Origin of the sequence: Curvibacter sp. CHRR-16 (assembly GCF_018474005.1) — a bacterium.
Lineage (GTDB): Bacteria > Pseudomonadota > Gammaproteobacteria > Burkholderiales > Burkholderiaceae_C > Allorhodoferax.
Window position 1 is genome coordinate 76,502 of the sequence record NZ_JAHCSH010000007.1, and the last position, 21,422, is coordinate 97,923.

At 58.0% G+C, this 21,422-nt stretch carries 21 protein-coding genes; 12 read left to right on the top strand and 9 right to left on the bottom strand.

The window, feature by feature from the left end:
- Nucleotides 1-70: 70 nt before the first annotated feature.
- The 5 genes from KIK84_RS15230 to KIK84_RS15250 are packed head-to-tail and all read right to left on the bottom strand — an operon-like array spanning nucleotide 71 to nucleotide 5,095.
- Complete coding sequence (locus KIK84_RS15230) at nucleotides 71-439, bottom strand: response regulator (protein ID WP_214123965.1); 369 nt, start codon at nucleotides 437-439, stop codon at nucleotides 71-73.
- Nucleotides 440-459: 20 nt separating this feature from the next.
- Nucleotides 460-1,434 (bottom strand): chemotaxis protein CheX, encoded by a 975-nt coding sequence (locus tag KIK84_RS15235; RefSeq protein WP_250208023.1) that lies wholly within the window; start codon nucleotides 1,432-1,434, stop codon nucleotides 460-462.
- Nucleotides 1,435-1,454: 20 nt separating this feature from the next.
- Nucleotides 1,455-2,009, bottom strand: a complete 555-nt coding sequence (locus tag KIK84_RS15240) for a hypothetical protein (RefSeq protein ID WP_214123966.1) — start codon at nucleotides 2,007-2,009, stop codon at nucleotides 1,455-1,457.
- Nucleotides 2,006-2,740, bottom strand: coding sequence for a methyl-accepting chemotaxis protein (locus KIK84_RS15245; protein WP_250208024.1), 735 nt, complete (start codon nucleotides 2,738-2,740; stop codon nucleotides 2,006-2,008). Before KIK84_RS15245 ends, KIK84_RS15240 begins: the two co-directional genes overlap by 4 nt.
- Before the next feature lie 15 nt (nucleotides 2,741-2,755).
- On the bottom strand, nucleotides 2,756-5,095 hold the full coding sequence (locus KIK84_RS15250; protein ID WP_214123967.1) for an ATP-binding protein: 2,340 nt from the start codon (nucleotides 5,093-5,095) through the stop codon (nucleotides 2,756-2,758).
- Between the two features lie 174 nt (nucleotides 5,096-5,269).
- On the opposite strand from KIK84_RS15250, the gene fosX reads away from it, so the two are divergent.
- From fosX to bktB, 5 genes are all read left to right on the top strand, one after another.
- Entirely contained in the window at nucleotides 5,270-5,671 is a 402-nt protein-coding gene (gene fosX, locus KIK84_RS15255) for a FosX/FosE/FosI family fosfomycin resistance hydrolase (RefSeq protein WP_250208025.1), read from the top strand.
- 44 nt (nucleotides 5,672-5,715) lie between these two features.
- Complete coding sequence (locus KIK84_RS15260; RefSeq protein WP_214123968.1) at nucleotides 5,716-6,750, top strand: hypothetical protein; 1,035 nt, start codon at nucleotides 5,716-5,718, stop codon at nucleotides 6,748-6,750.
- A gap of 21 nt (nucleotides 6,751-6,771) precedes the next feature.
- Entirely contained in the window at nucleotides 6,772-8,502 is a 1,731-nt protein-coding gene (gene recJ, locus KIK84_RS15265; RefSeq protein ID WP_214123969.1) for a single-stranded-DNA-specific exonuclease RecJ, read from the top strand.
- The gene (locus KIK84_RS15270) at nucleotides 8,495-9,328 is read left to right on the top strand and encodes an SDR family NAD(P)-dependent oxidoreductase (protein ID WP_214123970.1); all 834 of its coding nucleotides are present in this window, start codon (nucleotides 8,495-8,497) and stop codon (nucleotides 9,326-9,328) included. The genes recJ and KIK84_RS15270 overlap by 8 nt, the downstream gene beginning before the upstream one ends.
- A 105-nt stretch (nucleotides 9,329-9,433) precedes the next feature.
- Nucleotides 9,434-10,618 carry a beta-ketothiolase BktB gene (bktB, locus tag KIK84_RS15275; protein WP_214123971.1) on the top strand — a complete coding sequence of 395 codons (1,185 nt, stop codon included), beginning with the start codon at nucleotides 9,434-9,436 and terminating at the stop codon, nucleotides 10,616-10,618.
- A gap of 29 nt (nucleotides 10,619-10,647) precedes the next feature.
- On the opposite strand, the gene KIK84_RS15280 is transcribed toward bktB, so the two are convergent.
- Nucleotides 10,648-11,652: a GGDEF domain-containing protein gene (locus KIK84_RS15280; RefSeq protein ID WP_250208026.1), complete on the bottom strand. Its 1,005-nt coding sequence runs from the start codon at nucleotides 11,650-11,652 to the stop codon at nucleotides 10,648-10,650.
- Between the two features lie 51 nt (nucleotides 11,653-11,703).
- Nucleotides 11,704-12,438: a 2OG-Fe dioxygenase family protein gene (locus tag KIK84_RS15285; RefSeq protein ID WP_214123973.1), complete on the bottom strand. Its 735-nt coding sequence runs from the start codon at nucleotides 12,436-12,438 to the stop codon at nucleotides 11,704-11,706.
- Between the two features lie 81 nt (nucleotides 12,439-12,519).
- On the opposite strand from KIK84_RS15285, the gene KIK84_RS15290 reads away from it, so the two are divergent.
- From KIK84_RS15290 to KIK84_RS15315, 6 genes are all read left to right on the top strand, one after another.
- Nucleotides 12,520-13,014 (top strand): bacteriohemerythrin, encoded by a 495-nt coding sequence (locus KIK84_RS15290; protein WP_214123974.1) that lies wholly within the window; start codon nucleotides 12,520-12,522, stop codon nucleotides 13,012-13,014.
- A 120-nt stretch (nucleotides 13,015-13,134) separates the two neighbouring features.
- Nucleotides 13,135-14,145, top strand: coding sequence for an amino acid ABC transporter substrate-binding protein (locus KIK84_RS15295; RefSeq protein WP_502757566.1), 1,011 nt, complete (start codon nucleotides 13,135-13,137; stop codon nucleotides 14,143-14,145).
- A 217-nt stretch (nucleotides 14,146-14,362) separates the two neighbouring features.
- Nucleotides 14,363-15,391 carry an amino acid ABC transporter substrate-binding protein gene (locus KIK84_RS15300; RefSeq protein WP_214123976.1) on the top strand — a complete coding sequence of 343 codons (1,029 nt, stop codon included), beginning with the start codon at nucleotides 14,363-14,365 and terminating at the stop codon, nucleotides 15,389-15,391.
- A gap of 117 nt (nucleotides 15,392-15,508) precedes the next feature.
- The gene (locus KIK84_RS15305) at nucleotides 15,509-16,684 is read left to right on the top strand and encodes an amino acid ABC transporter permease (RefSeq protein WP_214123977.1); all 1,176 of its coding nucleotides are present in this window, start codon (nucleotides 15,509-15,511) and stop codon (nucleotides 16,682-16,684) included.
- 4 nt (nucleotides 16,685-16,688) lie between these two features.
- Nucleotides 16,689-17,792 carry an amino acid ABC transporter permease gene (locus tag KIK84_RS15310; RefSeq protein WP_214123979.1) on the top strand — a complete coding sequence of 368 codons (1,104 nt, stop codon included), beginning with the start codon at nucleotides 16,689-16,691 and terminating at the stop codon, nucleotides 17,790-17,792.
- Nucleotides 17,793-17,803: 11 nt separating this feature from the next.
- Nucleotides 17,804-18,547, top strand: coding sequence for an amino acid ABC transporter ATP-binding protein (locus tag KIK84_RS15315; protein ID WP_214123980.1), 744 nt, complete (start codon nucleotides 17,804-17,806; stop codon nucleotides 18,545-18,547).
- A gap of 87 nt (nucleotides 18,548-18,634) precedes the next feature.
- Here the strand turns inward: KIK84_RS15315 and KIK84_RS15320 are convergent, their stop codons facing one another.
- Together KIK84_RS15320 and KIK84_RS15325 are read right to left on the bottom strand one after the other, a co-directional pair.
- Nucleotides 18,635-19,183 (bottom strand): glutathione peroxidase, encoded by a 549-nt coding sequence (locus KIK84_RS15320; RefSeq protein WP_214123981.1) that lies wholly within the window; start codon nucleotides 19,181-19,183, stop codon nucleotides 18,635-18,637.
- A 20-nt stretch (nucleotides 19,184-19,203) separates the two neighbouring features.
- Nucleotides 19,204-19,902: a M14 family zinc carboxypeptidase gene (locus KIK84_RS15325; protein ID WP_349815945.1), complete on the bottom strand. Its 699-nt coding sequence runs from the start codon at nucleotides 19,900-19,902 to the stop codon at nucleotides 19,204-19,206.
- A gap of 193 nt (nucleotides 19,903-20,095) precedes the next feature.
- Here KIK84_RS15325 and KIK84_RS15330 point away from each other — a divergent pair, with 193 nt between their 5' ends.
- Complete coding sequence (locus tag KIK84_RS15330) at nucleotides 20,096-21,421, top strand: TAXI family TRAP transporter solute-binding subunit (protein WP_214123983.1); 1,326 nt, start codon at nucleotides 20,096-20,098, stop codon at nucleotides 21,419-21,421.
- Nucleotide 21,422: the final 1 nt, after the last annotated feature.

The window sequence follows — 21,422 nt, forward strand, 5'->3', positions numbered from 1 at the left end:
TTCGTAAGGGAGTTGCATGGCGGGATTATGCGGGAGGCCTGCGATACAACGCTTGCTCAGTGCAGGGAGCTTACACACCAACCAGCTTCTTGAAAGAACCCAATACGGCGTCACCATTAAAAGGCTTGACGATCCAGCCTTTGATACCGGCCGCTTTGCCGCGCTCTTTCATAGCGGGGGAGTTTTCGGTGGTGAGCATCACAATGTTGACGCTTGCATTGCCCAATTCAGTACGCACTTTCTCGGCCATGGTCAGGCCGTCCATATTGGGCATGTTGACGTCACAGACGATGAGCTTGATAGCTGCATCGGCCTTGAGCTTGGTCAGACCATCACGACCATCGACTGCGTAGCTCACATCAAAGCCATTTTTTTTCAAGAAATCACCCACTTCATTGCGAACGGTGCTGGAGTCATCCACTACAAGAATGTGTGCCATGGTTAGATCCTTTCAAAATGTCAGAAAAATTCGAGTTCCCCGGCTGCCACCAGGTGATTCAAGGATTGGTCGTTTTCATGAAAATCCTCGGGCGACCAGTTGAGGTTGAAAGCAAAGCGCTGGTAAATCACCAAAGGCGCTAGCGCCGCGTTGCCTGGGTCGGTCAATACACACTTGAAGCACAACTGCGGGTTGACCGAACCAAAGGAGATGTACCGGTGCATGTGGTTGATGACGATGGGCACCTGCGCCAGATGCGCCTCGATTGGCTTGATGGCGCTGTAGCGGTTTTTGAAAGCCCCCCAAATCAGGTTCGTAATCTCACCCAATATGCCGTTGAGGTTGCGAAAGTCGTCGCCTTCGTCCTGCGCAATGTGCGTTTTATCGCTTTTGACCAGCGCGAGCAAAGGGGCTTCTTCGGCTTGCAAAGTCATGTAGCCGCGGCACCAATTAGTCTCAACGGGAATCAGGGTGAAAATTTCACCAAAAATCAACCGATCGCGCACGATGCAGGGCGTCTCTATGCGCACCTGCAGCCCCTTGAACTGGCTTTGTAGCGAGGTCAGCGTCATCTCTGCAATGCCGGACACCAATTTGGCGGGGTACACCAAGCTGAAGATAGAGGTCTCTATCACATCTTTGAGTGCATCGATGTTCTCCAAGGTGTAGGTACAGGCAAACGGTTCGCGTTGTGCCCCAGAGAGAGCAGCCAGACTCTGGGCAGATTCACAGCGCAGAAATAGCGGCAGTTCTGGCCTGATTTTGTGAATCTGGTGGCCCAGTTCTATCCCCTCTCGGGGTTTGCCAACCAAATCTTCGGCCATCATGATGCCGCCCAGATCCACATTGGAGCGCAGCACGGCCAGCAAATTTTCCTCGCGCACCTTCAGCGGTTGGAGATTGTTTTCCGTGCAGAAATGGTTGATGTGTTCGAGGGCTGGCGGGCTGTTATCGAGTACCAGCACTTTACTGATCAGCGTGTTGTGACTTGTCATAGCAGTGGTTTCCAGTGCAGTTAAAAAAATTCCAGCTCTCCAGTGCTCTGCGGCGCTTCGACCGTTGGCAGTTCGAAGTCAATATCCTGGTACTCGGTGACGCACAAGCTGGCCCGCAGTCGCACGCCCGACTGCAGGTGCAACACAAAGTGCTGCAAATGCCCGTAATGCAACAAAGAAAAATGCTCGGCACAGCGGCTATCCATCATGTTGGGTGTAGACATACCAATGTGCTCAAACACACGGCCCAATTCGCGGTTCAAAGTGCCACAGCACAGGTTGCCCCGCTCGGCAATGGCATCGTGGAACATCTGCGCATCCATGTGCTCAGACTGCACACGGGTGAGCGCTGCATAGTGGTTGCGGGTGACGGCATCGCGGTTGAAGTAAATCAGCACCATTAGCCGGAACTGGTAGGTGGACACCGACAACATCACCACTTCCTGCTCGCTCACCGGGGCAATGTCTGGCACAGGTTCAAGGCTCAGCACGGTGTCCTGCGACCCGACCAAGGCACTGCGCATGCTCAACAAAACCATGTCGTTGAGCGCCTGTTTGGCACGTTCGCTAATCATGGTTGACCTTGTGATTGCAGCACCACCAAGGTCTTGCGGTTGATCAGCTCCAGCCCCGTGACAGCACCGATGATCATCTTGCCGCCCGCCTGCATGTCCTGAAAGGTTGCGGTAGTTATCAGATCGTTCGCATACAAGGCACGCCGATAGTCTTTGGACAGCGCCTCTGCGCGGCCCGCTAGGCTGCGCATTTCTTCAGCCACGATCGCAAAACCACGCCCCATATCTCCAGCGCGAGCCGCCTCGATGGACGCATTGAGCGTCACGATGATCATCTGCTGCACGATGCGCGCGAAATCATCGTTTTTGGAGTGCATACCCTTGTTGTGGGTCAGCAAGATATTCATGTCGGCATGCCAGCGCTCAAACGTCTTGCTCACATCCAGCAACTCACTGATAGCGGTAGCCAGCTGCTCACAGTGCCCGCCCGCATGGCTTTGCATGTGCTGCGCCTGTTTCATCACTTGCTGCAAGGCGTTGTTGCGGTCGTGTTCCAGTGCGCAATATTCCAACTGCAGTCGATCATTGACTGCACGCAATTGCTGGTGCATGCCAGCCAATTCATCTTCAAGCGCATTGATCGTTTCTTGCAATTGGGCACTTTCGGCTCGCGATTCGCCCAGATACACGGTGTTTTTAGCCGTCTGTTGCCGGAGTTGTCGATAGAACCAAGCCCACACACCTGCGCTCAAGACAATACCCGCCATGAAGGCGATCAGCATTTCTGTCATGTTGTGCCCCTGTATTCAGAGGGTTCGGGTCAGCACTGCGAACTTCGCAGGCAGTGTGATAACCGTCTCAAAAGGACAGTACTGGGCCTGCGCATCACGGCTGGCCAGCTCCAAGGTGATATCCCCACCCAGCTCTTGAATAAACCCCCGCACAGCATCCATGCCCACACCCCGGCCAGACACTTCGGTGACTTCGTTGGCTGTTGAAAAACCTGAGGCAAAAATCAGCTGTGCGATGTCGTGTGCTGAAGTCTGCGCATCAGCGTCCAACAGGCCTTGCTCGATGGCTTTGCCTTTGATGCGTTGCAAAGCCAGCCCACGGCCATCGTCCTTGAGGCGCAAGGTCAATGCGTGCGCATCAAGATGGGCACTCAAGGTGATCTCACCTGCTTGCGGCTTGCCCATCGCCACGCGCTCCGCAGGCAACTCCAGCCCATGGTCCAAGGCGTTGCGGTACAGGTGCATGAACACATTGCCCAAGGTATTGGCCAACTGGGTGCGAACCAAGATGCCCGCTTCCTGCACGACTACCTGGGGCGCATCCTTGCCCAGCTCCTTGGCCAATGAGGGCAAGGATTGGATCACGCCACTGAGCATGCGGGACAAAGGCTCTGCCCCCAGTTGCTTGAGTACATCCCGCGCCTCTTGCAGCGTAGTGCTTTGTTGTGCGGCATCTTGCATACCCGCTTTTTCCAGGCGTTCAATCAGGCTGTTCACCACCTCTTGGGGAACCTGCACAAATGGGGTGCTACTCGCGTGACGTCCCCCGACCTTGCGACCCAGTGTCACATCGTTGATACGCGCATAGTGCGCCACCATCTCGGCAACCTGTTTGAGCTCGGTTTGCAGCAATGGCGTGTCCCACGCCTGTTGGCCGTGGCGGATGCGGTCATAGCGCTCCTCCGCCTGGTGCACCAGATCGGTCAACTGCAGTAGTCCATAAGTGCGGGCATTGCCTTTGATCGTGTGCATATTGCGAAACAACACAGCCACAGCATCTTGACGTGCGCTTTCCGAAGCAGCCTCAACGGAGTCAATGAGTGCGCCGTTTTCTGTCAAGAATCGATTGGCACTGTCAATGAACTCCTCAAACTTCTCTTGGTGCACGCCCAGTATCTCGCCTATGAGTGCCAACTCTTTCTTCTGGGCATCTGCCGCTTGGGTCAGCGCACGCAGATCGGTAACGTCACGCAGGCACAGCAGCAAGCGCAGCGTGGTTCCCGACTCATCGGTGATGGGAGACCAATTCAAATCCAAAATCTTGGTGCGCCCATCGGGCATGGGCTTGACGATTTCGTGGGGCAGCAGGTGAACGTTGAACTCGAAGTTCATCACATCCTCACCAATACAGGCGCTGATGGCTGTCTCCATCTGGTTGAGCGCATCCAGCCCCAAGCCACTGCCATCAAACACCACGTGCATCACGTTGCGGCCAGCAATGTCATTGGTTTCCAGCACCGTCTTGAGGTGCTCAGAAAACTCAGGGTGGATGATGCCGCCGCCCTCTATGGTCAAAATGCCCTGCGGGATGTAGTGCAGCATGGCGTGGATATCCGCTGTCTTCTGCCGGATTTTTTCGTTGCTTTGCTGGATTTTTTCGATCATGGCGTTGAAGGCCACAACCGATTTACCGATTTCATCCATGCGTGCCACGGGTACCCGGTGCGTAAAGTCTTGGCTGGTGGCAATCTCGGTCATCTTGGTTTCCATGTCGCCAATGGGGTGGATCACCTGGCGATAGAGCAGCAAGCCCATGACCCCCAAAGCCACAATGGCCAACAAGGTCACCACAGAGAGTGTGCTGGTCGTGGCGCGCAAGTTGCCGTTGACTGCAGCAATGGCGTCGTCTTTGCTACGGCGTTTTTCTACCTGCACGGTTTCAATCACGCTTATCTGCTCGCGCAGGTACTGATCCACCGTGGCCGCCATGGTGGCTTGTGCCAACTCCTTTTGACCTTGCAGCATAAAGTTAGCAGTGTCATCAATGGAGGCGAAGTAGTTTTGCAAACTCTCTTGGGCCTGTTTGATCAAGCCGCGCTGGATGTCGTTGTCGGCAGAGACCATCTGGTCGTCTAAGGCACGCTGTAGATCGGCTTTTTTCTTTTTGAGTTCTTCGTGCATTTGAAGGATCGCCGCCTTGTCAGGCGCATCCACCATGCCCATGGTGGCGATCTGCACATCCTTCAACTGCCCCATCAGTTCCACCGATTTCAGGCTGCTGGGCACCACCCCCTCTGTCACTGACTGAACCTCTTTGCTGCTTCTGGTGTTTTGCAAGACTGCAAATCCACCCGTAAAGAGCAGGGCTAAAAAGCTCAAGCCGATGAGCAAAAGAATGCGTTGACGAATATTCATGGCAACAGTTCGCCTGAGGCGATAAATTGGAATGTGAATCAGCTCTCTACCAAGGCCAGAGCGGAAACGAAAGAACGACTAACTTTCGGACTCCATGATTCAGATTTCTTGTGGCATCCATATTTCAGTCTTGCGAAAATTGGATGTCCAAAGCTCCACGCAGAAAGCAGCCCCATGCCCATCCACGCACTCAGCCACCTGACCTTTGTCGTGCGCGATTTAGTGCGCACGGCCCAGTTACTGACAGACGGTTTGGGGGCCCAGGAGGTTTACGACAGCGCTGCGCACCAGTTCTCGCTCTCGCACGAGAAGTTTTTTCTGCTGGGTGGCGTGTGGCTGGCCTTTATGCAAGGTGAACCCACCGAGCGCAGCTATCGCCATGTGGCGTTTAGCGTGCCCGAAGACGAGTTGCCAGAGTACGAACGCCGTTTGCGCGCTGCAGGTGCCGAAATCAAACCACCCCGCCCACGGGTAGAGGGCGAAGGCCAGTCGCTGTACTTTTACGACTTCGACAACAACCTGTTTGAGCTGCATACGGGCACACTGGCGCAACGGCTGGCGCGCTACCAGCGCTGAAAAACAGCGGTGCACGGCACCCGCCATGGCCGACAATACGCCCCATGTCCGCCCAGCCAAGCCCACTCATCATTGCCCACGCAGCGCCCAGCAGTGACGCGTGCCAAGAGGCGCTGCCACTGCTGCGCCTGCCCCACTTGGAACACCTGCTGCCGCTGCTGCACCACACCCCCTGCCCCCGCTTACCCGCGCTGTGCCACAACAGCCCGGCCGAGCACCTGCTGGCGCAGGCGTGGGGCTGGAATAGCGCCTTCACCGCCGATGGCTTGCTGCCCTTTGCCGCCCATGTGGCACAGCAGCGGGGTTTACCCACCCCGGCGGGGCAAGGCTGGGCCTTCATCACCCCCTGCCACTGGGACATACAGACCAGCCACCTGACCATGGCCGCCCCCGAACTGCTGCAACTGAGCGACGACGAGGGCGAAGCCCTGCGCCAAGCGATGCTGCCCTACTTTGTGGAAGACGGCCTGAGCCTGCACGCCCTGCCCCGCAGCGATGCCAGCGCCCCCTTGCAATGGCTGGCCTGCGGCGCTGCGTTGCACCAACTGCCCACCGCCTCGCTGGCGGTGGCCGTGGGCAACACCATTGACGACTACCTGCCACGCCAGCCCCAAACCCGCAGCCTGCGCCGCCTGCAAAACGAGATGCAGATGCTGCTCTACAGCCACCCGGTGAACGACACCCGCGCCATGCAGCAACACCGGGTGGTGAACTCCTTCTGGATCAGTGGCACAGGCGAGTGGCCTGCCAGTAGCGGCGCGCCGATCGACGTGTCCCCAACAAGCCCCCCCGTTGCATTGCACACCGCGCTCCAAAACGCCAGCCAGCAGCACGACCCCCGTGCTTGGCACGATGCCTGGCTGGGACTCGATGCAGAACTGATTGCCCCGCTGGTGGAGCGTTGCCGCGCAGGCCAAGCCGTAGACTTGTACCTGTGCGGCCCGCACAAAGCCCTGCACCTGCACCGCACGGCGGGCGAATCCGGCCCCCACCAGCCACTGGCCCAGCGCCTGCTGCGTTCCCTGCCCTGGCACACCCCCCAACCGCAGGCTGTGGCCTTGCTGCAAAGCCTGCTCTGAACACCCCATGCACCTGAATTAATGCACCTGATCCCACGCTCCGCCCCTGCCCAGACCGCCCAAACACTGGAACAACAAGGCATACACCCCCTGCTGGCGCGCCTGTACGCCGCCCGCGGCGTGCGCCACCCCGACGAGCTGGACGACGCACTGACCAAACTGCTGCCCCCAGACACCATGAAAGGCGCTGCCGCCGCCGCCCGCCTACTGGCCGACGCCATGGCGGCCAATCTGCGCTTGTGCATCGTGGCCGACTACGACTGCGACGGTGCCACCGCCTGCGCCGTGGGCGTGCGTGGCCTGCGCCTGTTGGGCGCACAGCAGGTCAGCTACCTCGTACCCGACCGCGTGGTGGACGGCTACGGTCTGACCCCCACCATTGCCGAGCGGGTACATGCCCAAGGGGCGGACGTGCTCATCACCGTGGACAACGGCATTGCCAGCATTGCTGGCGTGCAGCGCGCCAAAGAGTTGGGCCTGCAGGTGCTGGTGACCGACCACCACTTGGTCGCTACCGACGAAGACGGCCACGCCCTGCTGCCTGCAGCGGACGTGATCGTCAACCCCAACCAGCCCGGTTGCGACTTCGCCAGCAAAAACCTGGCGGGCGTGGGCGTCATCTTTTACGTGCTGCTGGCGCTGCGCGCCGAGCTGCGCCAGCGCGGTGCCTGGCCCACTGGCCAGCAACCCAAGCTGGACACCCTGTTGCCACTGGTGGCACTGGGCACGGTGGCCGATGTGGTCAAGCTCGACGCCAACAACCGCCGCCTGGTATCCCAAGGCCTCAAACGCGTGCAAAGCCTTGCTATGCCTGCTGGTCTAGCTAGCCTTTTTGTAGCAGCCGGACGCATCCCCGAGCGCGCCAGCGCCATGGACTTTGGCTTCGCACTGGGGCCGCGCATCAACGCAGCAGGCCGATTGGCCGACATGACGCTGGGCATCGAATGCCTGCTGACGGACGATGCCGCCCGCGCCACCGAATTGGCGCAGACGCTCGACGGCATCAACCGCGAACGCCGCGAGGTGGAAGGCCAGATGCGCGAGCAAGCGCTGGAAATGGCCGAGATGCTGTTCGACGAAGACGAGGAGCCGCCCCCGGCCATTTGCGTGTTCGACCCCGACTTTCATGAAGGCGTGGTGGGCATCGTGGCGGCGCGTATCAAAGACAAGCTGCACCGCCCCACCTTTGTGCTGGCACCCAGCAGCGCACCGGGCAAGGAGCACGAGCTCAAGGGCTCGGGCCGCTCCATTCCAGGCTTTCATTTGCGCGATGCGCTGGACTTGGTGGCCAAGCGCTACCCCCAAGCCATCTTGCGCTTTGGCGGCCACGCCATGGCTGCGGGTTGCACCGTGCACGAGGACTACCTGCACGAATTCGACCAAGGCCTGCAAGAAGTGGCCGCCGAGTGGCTGGACGCCGCAACGCTGCAGCGCCGCCTAGAAACCGACGGCCCCCTGCCCGCCCAATGGCGCACGCCCGACATGGCCAGCACCCTGCAACGCCAAGTCTGGGGCCAGGGCTTTGCGCCCCCCACCTTCAGCGAGGAGTTGGAGGTGGTGAACCAACGCATCGTGGGCGAGAAGCACCTGCAGCTCAAACTGCGCCACCACGGCGAGGTGGTCGATGGCATTTGGTTCAACCACACCGCCAGCCTGCCCAGCCGCGCCCTACTGGCCTACCGGCTCGATGTGGACGAATGGCAAGGCGTGCAGCGCACGCGCTTCATGATCGAGGGCATGCACAGTGAGTGACACCAACACGGACGTTCACATCACGGTGCTCAGTGGTGCATCGCGTGGCTTGGGCTTGGCCATGGCGCGCCAGCTCTTGTTGCCCGGCCAGCACCTGCTGTGCTTGGCTCGCCGCCCTGCTGGCGAACTGTCCCCCATGGCGCAAGCCCAAGGCTGCGTGCTGGAACAATGGGCGGTGGACTTGGCCGAACCCACCATGGCCGCCGAGCGCCTGCACGACTGGCTGCTGCGCCAGCGCGCACAACTGCACGCTGCTGGCAAAACGGTGGCCAGCGTCACCCTCATCAACAACGCGGCATGGCTGCCGCCTGCACTGCCCCTGTCCCTGGTGGCCCATGCCGACGTGCAGCAAGCCCTGCGCGTGGGCTTGGAAGCCCCCATGCTGCTGACTGCCAGCCTGCTGCACGCCACACGTTCTTGGTCAAATGATGGGCCCCATGACGGCGCAAGCCCGCTCAGCACCGCGCCTGTGGTGCGCAAGGTGCTCAATATTTCCTCCGGCTTGGGGCGCAGGCCCATGGCATCGCAAGCCACTTACTGCGCCCTCAAAGCCGGGCTGGACCACTACACCCGCTGCTTGGCGTTGGAAGAAGCCCTGCAGCCGCATGGTGCCAAGGTGTGCTCCCTCGCCCCCGGCGTGGTGGACACCGACATGCAGGTGCAACTGCGCAGCAGCGCCACCAGCACCTTCCCCGACCAACCGCGCTTTGCCCAACTGCACACCCAAGGCCAACTGACCACCCCCGACGAAGCCGCCCGCCAAGTGCTGGCCTATTTGGCACGCACCGATTTTGGTGACCAACCTGTTGCCGATGTGCGGGGTTAAGTAGGCAGCCTGGAGTGCTGCCACTAAAACCGGGCGCCTCTACGACTCTTTTGCAGCGCACAATGGGCTTTTGCTCACCAACCGATTGCAAGAGGAGACAAGTACATGAGCCGTGAAGTCGTCGTCGTCAGTGCCGTGCGTACCGCCATTGGCACTTTTGGAGGTAGCCTCAAAGACGTGCCCCCCACCGAACTGGGCGCGCTGGTAGTGCGCGAGTCACTGGCGCGGGCGCAGGTCGACGGCAAGGATGTCGGCCATGTGGTGTTTGGCCATGTGGTCAACACCGAACCCAAAGACATGTACCTGAGCCGGGTGGCTGCCATCCACGGCGGCTGTGCCGAGGGCACCCCCGCCTTCAACGTAAATCGCCTGTGCGGGTCGGGCTTGCAAGCCATTGTGTCGGCCTCGCAGTCCATTTTGCTGGGCGATGCCGACATTGCGATTGGCGCTGGGGCCGAGAACATGAGCCGCGCGCCGTTTGCCAGCCTGAACATGCGCTGGGGTGCCCGCATGGGTGACACCAAGATGGTGGACATGATGATGGGTGCGTTGCACGACCCGTTCCACACCATCCACATGGGCGTGACAGCCGAGAACATTGCCGCCAAGTGGGGCATTAGCCGGGCCGAGCAAGACGCGCTGGCCGTGGAAAGCCACCGCCGCGCCCAAAAGGCGACCGAGGCGGGTTATTTCAAGGAGCAGATCGTTCCCGTCATGCTCAAGAGCAAAAAGGGCGAGGTGGCCTATGCCACGGACGAACACTTCCGCGCCGACTGCACCTTGGAGGACATGTCCAAGCTCAAGCCGGTCTTCATCAAGGAGAACGGCACCGTGACGGCGGGCAATGCCTCGGGCATCAATGACGCCGCCGCAGCGCTGGTGCTCATGGAAGCGGGCACCGCCAAGGCACGGGGTCTGCAGCCCATGGCGCGGCTGGTGGCATACGCCCACGCCGGGGTAGATCCGCAGTACATGGGCATTGGGCCGGTTCCGGCCTCGCAACTGGCGCTGCAAAAGGCCGGCCTGAGCGTGAACGACCTGGACGTAATCGAAGCCAACGAAGCCTTTGCCGCCCAGGCCTGCGCGGTGAGCAAAGACTTGGGGCTAGACCCGGCCAAGGTCAACCCCAATGGCTCGGGTATTTCGCTGGGCCACCCCATCGGCGCTACGGGTGCTCTCATCACCGTGAAGGCTTTGCACGAGCTGCAGCGCATCCAAGGCCGCTATGCACTGGTGACCATGTGCATCGGCGGTGGGCAAGGCATTGCAGCGATTTTTGAGCGCCTGTAAATGCCAGCCTGAAGGGCTATTGGCTCCCGTCAGAACAAGTCCACGTCCATGCCTTCGTTGACTTGTTCGACGATCTCCCCTTGGGCCACCAAGTCGCGGTAGCTGCAGACTTGGTTGCGCCCATGGGTTTTGGCGTAGTACACCGCCTTGTCTGCACGTCCAAAGGCTTGACTGGGGATGTCATTGGAGGTGAGATCGGACATGCCTATGCTGACCGTGATATTCCCAACCTGCGGAAAGCGATAGCCCTCAATAGTGGTACGCAGGCGCTCCAGCCCAGCCTTGGCGTCATCCGATGCATCACAGCGCAACAAGATGACAAACTCTTCGCCACCAAAGCGGTAGAGCTGGTCGTAGTAACGAAAACACGAGCGCATGATGCGCGCTACCAGCAGCAGCACTTCATCGCCAATGAGGTGACCGTAGTTGTCGTTGACGCGCTTGAAGTGGTCAATGTCCAGCACTGCCAGCCACGCACCGTCCGACGTGCTGCGGGTGCGGCGCTCTTGCCCTAAGTGCTTGTCATGGGCTTGGTCTTGTTCTTGTGCGGCCTTGAAGAAAGCCGCATCGAAGGTTTTGCGGTTCAGCAATTCGGTCAGTGCGTCTTTCTCGCCATAGTCGAGCAAGCTGAGCACATTGCAATAGAGACGGAATACGCCTTCGAGCAAATGACGGTCTATGGGGCTGAGCGCACTTTGGGTACTGATTTCCAGCAGCACCGGGGTTACGCCCAGCATGGGAAATACGGTGGTGTGGGGTAGTTCCTCACTCGTTTGCACCTCGCCACTGAGCAAGGCCAAATGCCACAGCGGGTGTACCTGCAAAAGTGGCAAAGCCGTCCATTCAGGACGGCTTTGCATGCGCTGCGGACTGGTTTGGCCGCTTTGTTGGCTCACCACTTGCAGGCAGCGGCGATCTTGGCCTTCACCCAACACCCGGTACAGCGCGATGGCATCAATTTGCTCAGGCAAACTCTCAGCAATGATGCGCAGCAGGGCCAAATCGAGTGCATCCCTGTCGCGCAACCCACTCATGGTTGCCAAATTGTGAGCCAATGATTCCATGGCCCATGGTTATAGCAAGTATCACGCCTCGAGAAAATGATCGCGTCGCAAAGTAATCACCAGTGTGTCGCGGAAACCACCCAGCTCAGCGGGTTGTATAGGTGTGGACTCGTGCACCACCTTGGCGTCATCAAGCAGCAACAAAGACCAAGGTTCGCTGAGCGTGAACCGCAGGCCTGCCGGTTGCAGGCTGTCAAACACCCGGGTTTCCCCTCCCTTGATACCGTGGCGCTGCAACAAAAACACCGCCACCATGTCTACGCCATCGCGGTGCGCACCTTCGGGGGTGGGTCGGCCTATGCCATCGGTGGTGTCGATGCGAAATTGGTGCGCCTCGACGTACCAAGTGCGTGCACCATAGAGCTGATCGGCAGCCTGCGTGAGCGACACCAGCAAGCGACTCCACTCAGGGTGCTGTACCAAATCGGCTTGCAGCGGTGCGAAATGGCGCGAAATGCCGCCATGCAAAGCGTTGTACTCCACAGGCTGCCAGTGCGGACGGTGGGGAACAGGCTGCACCTGCTGCTGCGCCACCACAAAGCTGCCATGGCGTCGACGCCGATAACGTCCTCCATCGCGCAGGTAGTCATCGGGCGGCAAGTCGTCCCAGTAGGGTAGCCATGCTTGCAAGGTCGCAGGTTCTACGCCGCTGAGCGCACTGACTTGAGTGGCCGACAACACAGCATAGCCTTGCTGCTGCATGGTAGGAACCAAAAGATCAATGCTGGGCAGAAGGGGGGGAGCAAAAGTTTTCATGGTTAATCACATTATTCCGCACGTACTGAGCAGGCCGACTGGATCAAATCAAGCAATAGCAAAAACAGCTATTCTTGGCGCATGAGTTCCGCTACAGCCATCCCCCCCACATCCATGCCATCCACCGATCGCTTTCCCATCGCCCCGTGGGATGAAGCCTCCTTGGTGCAATGGCCCGATATGGATGCCCATCACCTGCACTTGGTCTCGCTGCTAGAACGGGTGCCACACACGGCCGACGACGATTTGATGCCCTTGTGGGCCCATATCCTGCATTCAACGATCGAACACTTTGGCGACGAAGACCGCTGGATGCAAGAAACCGATTTCCCCGCCCAGCACTGCCATATGGGGCAACATGCCTTGGTATTGGACATGCTGCGCGAAGTGGAGGCCCGTGGTCATGGTGGTGACTTAGAGATCGTGCGCCACATGGCCCACGAGTTGAGCAACTGGTTACCCCAGCACATCGACATGATGGACGCTGGCTTAGCACTGCACCTGCAACGTCTGCAAGCAGGCCACGCACCGGATGTCGATGCACACACCTGCGGTAGCGAATCCTCATGCGGATAAAGCATTTGCATAGCTGAAAAAACTCTGCATCGCACCCTTTCGGTGCTTCTACAGTTCGAACCCGTTACAGCATTCCCATTGAGAACGGAGTTCGACCGCATGTTGCATTACAAAACCACTATGGCTATCGCTATCGCAGCCTTGGGCACCCTGAGCGCCCAACCAGCACTGGCGGGCAAAACACTGGAATCCATCAAAAGCAAAGGCCACATTAGCTGCGGCGTCACCAACGGGGTACCTGGCTTCAGCGCGCCAGACTCGGCAGGCAAATGGGGCGGACTGGATGTAGACATCTGTCGCGCAGTGGCGGCAGCCACGCTGGGCGATGCAGACAAGGTGAAATACGTTCCCCTGAGTTCGCAGGCACGCTTTACGGCACTGCAATCGGGCGAGATTGACATCCTGTCGCGCAACACCACCGTGACACTGAGCCGCGATGCTTCGCTGGGACTGACTGCCACTGCCATTGTTTACTACGACGGCCAAGGCTTCTTGGTGTCGGGGACAAGCAAGATCAAGAGCGCCAAGCAACTCAAAGGCCAGACCGTGTGCGTGCAATCGGGCACCACCAACGAGAAAAACTTGTCCGACTATTCGAGGGCAAACAATCTCAACACCAAGCCGGTCGTTTTCGAAAAATTCGACGCGGCAGTTGATGCCTACTTTGCTGGCCGCTGCGTGGCATTCAGTACCGATGCATCGGGCTTGGCCTCCATCCGCGACAAGTTCGCCAAAAACCCAGCCGACCACCAAATCTTGCCCGAACTGATCTCCAAAGAGCCTTTAGGCCCCTTCGTGCGCCGAGGTGATGAGGACTGGGCTGCGATTGTCAAATGGACCATTTACGGCCTGCTGGAAGCCGAGGAATATGGCATCACTGCAAGCAATGCAGACAAACTCAAGAACGAGTCCAAAGACCCCACCATAGGTCGCATCTTGGGCAGCACAGAAGACACTGGCAAATTGCTGGGACTGGACAAAGAATGGCTGTACCGTGCAATCAAAGCTACAGGCAACTATGGCGAAATTTTTGACCATAACGTAGGCCCCAACTCGCGACTGCAACTGCCCCGCGGTCTGAACAAGTTGTGGAACCAAGGTGGCTTGCACTATGCAGCACCCATTCGGTAATACCTCACGCAACCGAATTTGCACCAAAATAATGCAAAAAAACTGGCATTACTTTTGCGTGCAAAAACGTTGCCGGGTATTTGTTTATGCATTATTTGCATCAAACACCCTAGGAAACCCGCATAACTAGGGGCCCGACCGGGCATTAGAGTACGCCCCCGATACGTCTGCTAAGGGCACAAGCCTTGGTAGCTGTTTTTTACATGGAGAACTGAGCATGATGAAACTGAAAAACTTGGTAGCTGCAGCCGCAGCTTTAGGCGCTGTCGTAGCAACACCCGCTTTCGCAGGCAAAACTGTGGACGCAATCAAAGCACGTGGCCAAGTGGTTTGCGGTGTCAACACTGGTCTGGCTGGCTTTAGCGCTGCCGATTCCAACGGCAAATGGGCTGGTTTGGACGTGGACGTGTGCCGCGCCGTAGCTGCCGCCGTATTGGGTGATGGCGAGAAGGTCAAGTACGTTCCCCTGCAAGCACAAGCTCGCTTCACGGCTTTGCAATCCGGCGAAATCGACATCCTGTCGCGTAACACCACTTTCACACTGACACGCGACGCCTCTTTGGGCCTGTCCACTACGGCTGTGACTTACTACGACGGCCAAGGTTTCTTGGTTCCCGTCAAGAGCAAGATCAAGAGCGCCAAGCAGCTCAAAGGCCAAACCGTGTGCGTGCAATCAGGCACCACCACCGAAAAGAACCTGACTGACTTCTCCAAGGCCAACGGTCTGGGTATCAAGCCTGTTGTGTTTGAAAAGTTGGAAGCCGCTGAAGGTGCTTACTTCTCTGGCCGCTGCGTGGCTTACACCACCGACGCATCTGGCTTGGCTTCTACCCGCAACAAGGTTGCCAAGAATCCCGATGACCACATCATCTTGCCTGAGCTGATCTCCAAAGAGCCTCTGGGCCCCATGGTGCGCCGTGGTGATGACGACTGGACAGCCATCGTCAAGTGGACTGTGTACGGTCTGTTGGAAGCCGAAGAATACGGTATCACTTCCGAAAACGTGGACAAGCTCAAGGCTGAATCCAAAGACCCCTCCGTTGGCCGTATTCTGGGTACAACCGAAGACAGCGGTAAGCTGCTGGGTTTGGACAAGGAATGGATGTACCGCGCTATCAAGACAACCGGTAACTACGGTGAAATGTTCGAGCGCAACGTCGGCCCCAAATCGCCTCTGAAGCTGCCACGCGGCTTGAACAATCTGTGGAACAAGGGTGGCATCCAGTACGCCGCACCAATCCGCTAAGCATTGACAACTTTCTGGGCTCACAAGGCCCAGCTTTCAAGGGCAGCTGAACCATCGGCTGCCCTTTTTCGGTATGAATAGCCTGTGTTTTTTATTTACTAAGCAAGGGGTTTTGGCATGACGTCCCCCTCCTCATCTCCCAAACGCAAGTGGTCTTGGCGCAGCCAAGCCTTCCGTGGCTTGGTCTACCAAATTATTGCGATCCTAGCCATCGTGGCTGTGGTGTGGGCTTTGGCCCATAACACCTTGGTCAATATGCAGGTGCGCGGCATCCAGAGTGGCTTTGACTTTCTAGCCAGCTCGGCAGGGTTCGATATTGGCGAAACCCTGTTTCCGTATGATTCCGCTGAACCTTACTGGCGCGCCTTTGTGGTGGGGCTCTTTAACACCCTGCGTGTGGCGGTGGTGGGCATCATCCTCACCACCATTTTGGGCACGCTCATTGGTGTGGGCCGTTTCTCGCGCAACCCGCTGATCCGCGGCCTGTGCTCCGCCTATGTGGAGTTCTTCCGCAACATTCCCGTGCTGCTGCAGCTGTTGATGTGGTACTTATTGTTCACGGAAATTTTGCCCGACTCCACCGAACCACTGCAGCTAGGTCCTGTTTTTATCAGCAAAGGGGGGATTAACTACCCCGTTCCAGTGTGGTCTCTGGGCCAAGGCTTAGCAGTGCTGGGCTTGGTGCTGGGTGTCGTTCTGGCTTGGATTTACCGCAAGCGTGCTATGCGCCGCTTTGAACAAACCGGTAAGTTGCCTAGCATGGTGCTGGTGCCCTTGGCCATTGTGCTGGTGGCCGCTTTGGCCGGCTGGCTCGTTGGTGGTGCGCCCACTGCTTGGAATGTTCCGATCAAAGGTGAATTTGCCATTGAGAACGGCTCTGCCCTGACACCTGAGTACATGGCGCTGCTGCTGGGTCTGACGATTTACACCGCTTCCTTCGTATCGGAAGTAGTGCGGGGCGGCATCCAATCGGTCTCCCAAGGCCAAGCGGAAGCGGCTGCCGCTTTGGGCCTGAGCCGTGGTCAGACCATGCGTCTGGTCATGCTGCCCCAAGCGCTGCGGGTGATCATTCCCCCACTGACCAATCAGTACCTGAACCTGACCAAGAACTCTTCACTGGCCGTGGCCATTGGTTATCCCGATGTGGTGGCGATCGCCAACACCTCCATCAACCAGTCTGGTCGCGCTGTGGAATGCATTGCCATCATCATGCTGATTTACCTGACCACCTCATTGAGCACCTCAACGCTGATGAACTGGTACAACAGCCGCGCTGCTATCAAGGAGCGCTAAGCGTATGAACACATCCACTTTTACTCCTATTGCACCGCGCCCCGCACCGAACCGCAGCACCGGGCCTGTAGCTTGGGTGCGCAAGAACCTGTTTGCCAGCCCATCTGCAGCCATTGGAACCATATTGGTTGCATTGACTTTGGCATTGGTATTGCCCCATTTGCTGCGCTGGGGCATTGTTGGTGCCACATGGGTTCCCAACTTTGACAGCTGCCAAGCCAACCGCGATGGCGCATGCTGGGGCGTCATCGCGGAAAAGTACCGCATCATCATCTTTGGTCGCTTCCCGCTTGAAGAAGTCTGGCGCCCCCTGGTTGCGACACTGCTGCTGTTCACCTTGCTGGTGGCCAGTTGCATGCGCCGCTTCTGGAAGCCCGCCTTGGGCGTGGCTTGGATCCTGGTCTGGGCAGTTTTCTTCACGCTGATGCACGGCAACGTCTTGGGCATGAGCTTGGTGGAAACCGACCGCTGGGGCGGCTTGCCATTGACGCTGATGCTCTCCTCGCTGTCCATGGCCTTGGCTTTCCCCTTGGCCTTGCTGATCGCTTTGGGTCGCCGCTCCAATCTGCCTGCCATCAAGACCTTTTGCACCATTTACGTGGAGCTGATTCGTGGCGTGCCCCTGATTTCGGTCTTGTTCATGGCCTCGTTCATGTTCCCCTTGTTCATGCCGCAAGGCTTCAACATTGATGTGCTGGTCCGCGTGGTTGCTGGTATCACCCTGTTTGCCGCCGCCTACATGGCTGAGGTTATTCGCGGTGGTTTGCAAGCCATCCCCAAAGGCCAGATCGAAGCGGCCGCCACCTTGGGTCTGTCCTACTGGCAAACCCAGCGCAAGATCGTGCTGCCGCAAGCCTTGTCCATGGTGGTGCCCGGCATCATGAACAACTTCATCTCGACCTTCAAGGACACCTCTCTGGTCACCATCGTGAGCTTGTATGAACTCACGGGCTCTATGAGTATTGCGCTCAACGCCGATGCCGACTGGCGTCCCTTCAAGATTGAAGGCTACATCTTCATCGCCCTGATTTATTTCGGCTTCTGCTTTGCCATGTCCCGCTACAGCCTGTGGATTGAAAAACAGGTCAACAAGAGCAAACTGCGTTAAGGATTCATCCCATGTCTGAACCCATCATTACCTTCAACAAAGTCAACAAGTGGTATGGCAACGATTACCACGTGCTGCGCGACATCGACCTGACCATCACCAAGGGCGAGCGCGTGGTGGTCTGCGGCCCCTCTGGCTCTGGCAAGTCCACCCTGATCCGCTGCATCAACCGCTTGGAAGAACACCAACAAGGCCAAATCATCGTCGACGGCACCGAGCTGACCGACGACATCAAGGCCATTGACCAGGTGCGCAAAGAAGTTGGCATGGTGTTCCAACAGTTCAACCTGTTCCCCCACCTGACCGTGCTGGAAAACCTAACCCTCTCGCCCATGTGGGTGGGCAAGGTACCCAAGAAAGAGGCTGAAGAAAAAGCCATGCAACAGCTTGAGCGTGTACGCATTGCCAGCCAAGCCAACAAGTACCCACTGCAACTCTCCGGTGGCCAGCAACAGCGCGTGGCCATTGCCCGTGCACTGTGCCTCAAGCCCAAGATCATGCTGTTTGACGAGCCCACTTCGGCGCTCGATCCCGAAATGATCAAGGAAGTGCTGGACGTGATGATCGAGTTGGCCAACCAAGGCATCACCATGGTGTGTGTGACACACGAAATGGGATTTGCCAAGGCCGTGGCCGACCGCGTGATCTTCATGGATCAAGGCCAGATCGTGGAACAAAACACGCCGCACGAGTTCTTCAACAACCCGCAGAACGAGCGCAGCAAAGACTTTTTGTCCAAGATTCTGGGCCACTGACGCCAGTCGGGCCTCGGTTCACCTTGGTTGGGCCCACGCACAAAAAAACCCGCCTCGGCGGGTTTTTTTATGGGGTCAACACCCGCATCAGGCCTTGGCCAATTCTGCTTCGATAGCCTGCACCAAGCGCGGATCGTCACCAGCCACATCGGGCGAGAAGCGGGCCACCACTTGGCCCGAACGACCGATCAGGAACTTCTCAAAGTTCCACAGCACATCTGTGGGGCCACCGACGATGAGGTTTTTACCAGCCAGACGCTCGCGGAATGGACCTTCGCCCGTGGACTGGGGCACCAGCGTGGTCAGCTCTGCATACAGCGGATGCTGGTCTGCACCGACCACCGAAATCTTGGAAAACAGGGGGAACTGCACTTGGTAATTGAGTTGGCAGAACTCCGAAATTTCTGCCTCAGTGCCTGGCTCTTGGCCCAAAAAGTTATTGGCCGGAAAGCCCAAAATCTCCAGTCCTTGGGCTTGCTTGGCAGCGTAGAGCTTTTGCAAACCTTCGTACTGGGGGGTCAGACCGCACTTGGAGGCCACGTTGACCACCAGCAGTACTTTGCCAGCGTAGGCTTGCAAGGTGGTGGCGCTGCCATCGATGCGTTTGAGGGGGATTTGGGATAGCGTATTGCTCATGTTTCACTCCTATTGAAAAACTATTTGGCCATTTTCTCGTTGATCCAACGCTGCAAATCGAGCCACATCTGCCGCACCTCGGCAGCCTGGGGCATGCGACTGGCGCTGGACAACTCAATCGTGACCACGGGGATACGGCGGTGAATACCGCCGTAGTTGCCCAACGAACCGGGAAAGATGCCAATTTGATCCAAATACAAACGGCCCAAACGGCTGGGGGGAACAAAGGGGCCATCAAAATCCAGCACCGCATAGGGGGCGTGGACGCTGACAATCAAATCGGGCTTGAAACTGTCCATTTGCGACAGCACAAACTGGGTTTCTGGCTCGGATGCCGCTTGGTTGCCGGGCCAGCGACGTGGATCTTTCTTGGTACGCTTTTCCCAGTAAAGCTTGGCATCACGCTCCCAATTAGGGGTGGGAAAGTTGCGATTCAAATCCACACCATGGGCATTGGTGCGACGCGAAGGCTTTGCAAACAAACCGTCAGGGTTGATGACAGGAATAAAGCGCCAATAAATGCGCATGGGGGCTTCAGCAGGCGGCGTACGGGCTTGCTCCAACCAGTCGTACACCAAGCCCCCCGCTGTCATTTCATCCCCATGGATGCCACCAATGACCAATACCCGCAAATCGGGCTTATCCACCGCCACATCGGTACCCCAAATACTGCGTCCCTGCACGGTGCGCGCTTTCATGTCTTGCAGTCCAGCGGCCACGCACTGGGCTTCTGTCAGGCCAGGTATCTTGGAGGAATAATCGTGGCAAACTCTCGCTGCCTGTGCGCTAACTGCTATAAAAAATGTAGCTAAAAGCGCAATAACGGTGTGTTGCAGAGGCATATTTGTCATTGTAGATGCCTGTACCTCTTGCCCGGCAATTGGCTCCCATTACCCCCACAGCAAGCACGTTATGCCGCATTCTCTCCGCCGAATCCTGCTCTCCCTGCGTGAATGGATTGCCTCCTCCATTCCTTTGGTTGTTGCCGCTATTGCTTTACTGTGGCTGGCCTACTGGTGGCTAGACCCAGTACCCCCGAAAACACTGCGACTGGCCACAGGCCCCGCGCAAAGCGCGTATGCCGAATTTGGTCAGCGCTACACACAAGCCCTGCGCGCCAACGGCATTGAAGTGGAATTGGTGAGCAGTGAGGGTGCTGCCGACAACTGGGCCAAACTGCAAGCAGGTGATGTGGATGCCGCTTTCATACAAGGGGGTAGCAACCAGCGTAGCGAGGACGATAGCGCACTGCTAAGTTTGGGTAATTTGTTCAACGAGCCCATCTGGGTCTTTTACCGCCAAAGCGCGGTACGAGATGCCCAAGGACAAACTGTGCGTTTGCAACAAGTCGCACAGTTGCGCAAACTGCACATCAACATTCCGCCCCAAGGCAGTGGGGCTCCCTACCTACTGGGTCAATTGCTGGATCTCAACCGCATGGATCCAGCACACCTGCACATCAGCCATTTGGATCAAACCCCCGCCACCGTAGAGCTGCTCAACCAAAGACTGGATGCTGTGGTCTTTGTATCTGCCCCCGAGGCACCCATTGTGCAAATGCTGCTGCAAACTCCTGGCATTGGTCTGATGGACTTCCCCCAGCAAGAAGCCTATGCACGGCGCTTGGGCTTCATCACCCCTGCGACCTTGCCCAACGGGGTGGTAGACATCGCCAAACGCATGCCACGCCAAGACGTACGCCTGCTGGCAACGACCACCAGCCTGTTGGTGCGCGAAGACGTTCACCCTGCTCTGCGCCAACTGCTAGCCCAAGCGGCCGTAGGCATACACGGTCAATCGGGATGGTTCAACCGCGCGCACGAATTTCCCAACGGTAACACCAGTGAATACCCACTGGCCTCCGAGGCCGAACGCACCTACAAAAATGGCACGCCATGGTTACAGCGCTACCTGCCCTTTGGGGTGGCCAACTTGATTGAGCGCATGTGGTTGGCACTGGGCATCATCGTGGCGGTACTGATCCCCTTGGGCAAGATCGCCCCACCGTTGTACGCATTCCGGGTGCGTTCCCGGGTATTTCGCTGGTATGCACAACTGCGCCACATCGAAGAACAACTGAGCAGCGCCTCTGCCGAGCAACGCCAAGCACTGCTCGCAGAACTCGATGCACTGGAGCGGCGGGTAGAGAAAATCATCCTACCGCTGTCTTACACCGACGAACTCTACAACCTGCGCCACCACATGGAGCTGGTGCGCCAACGTCTGCTCAAGGCTTAGT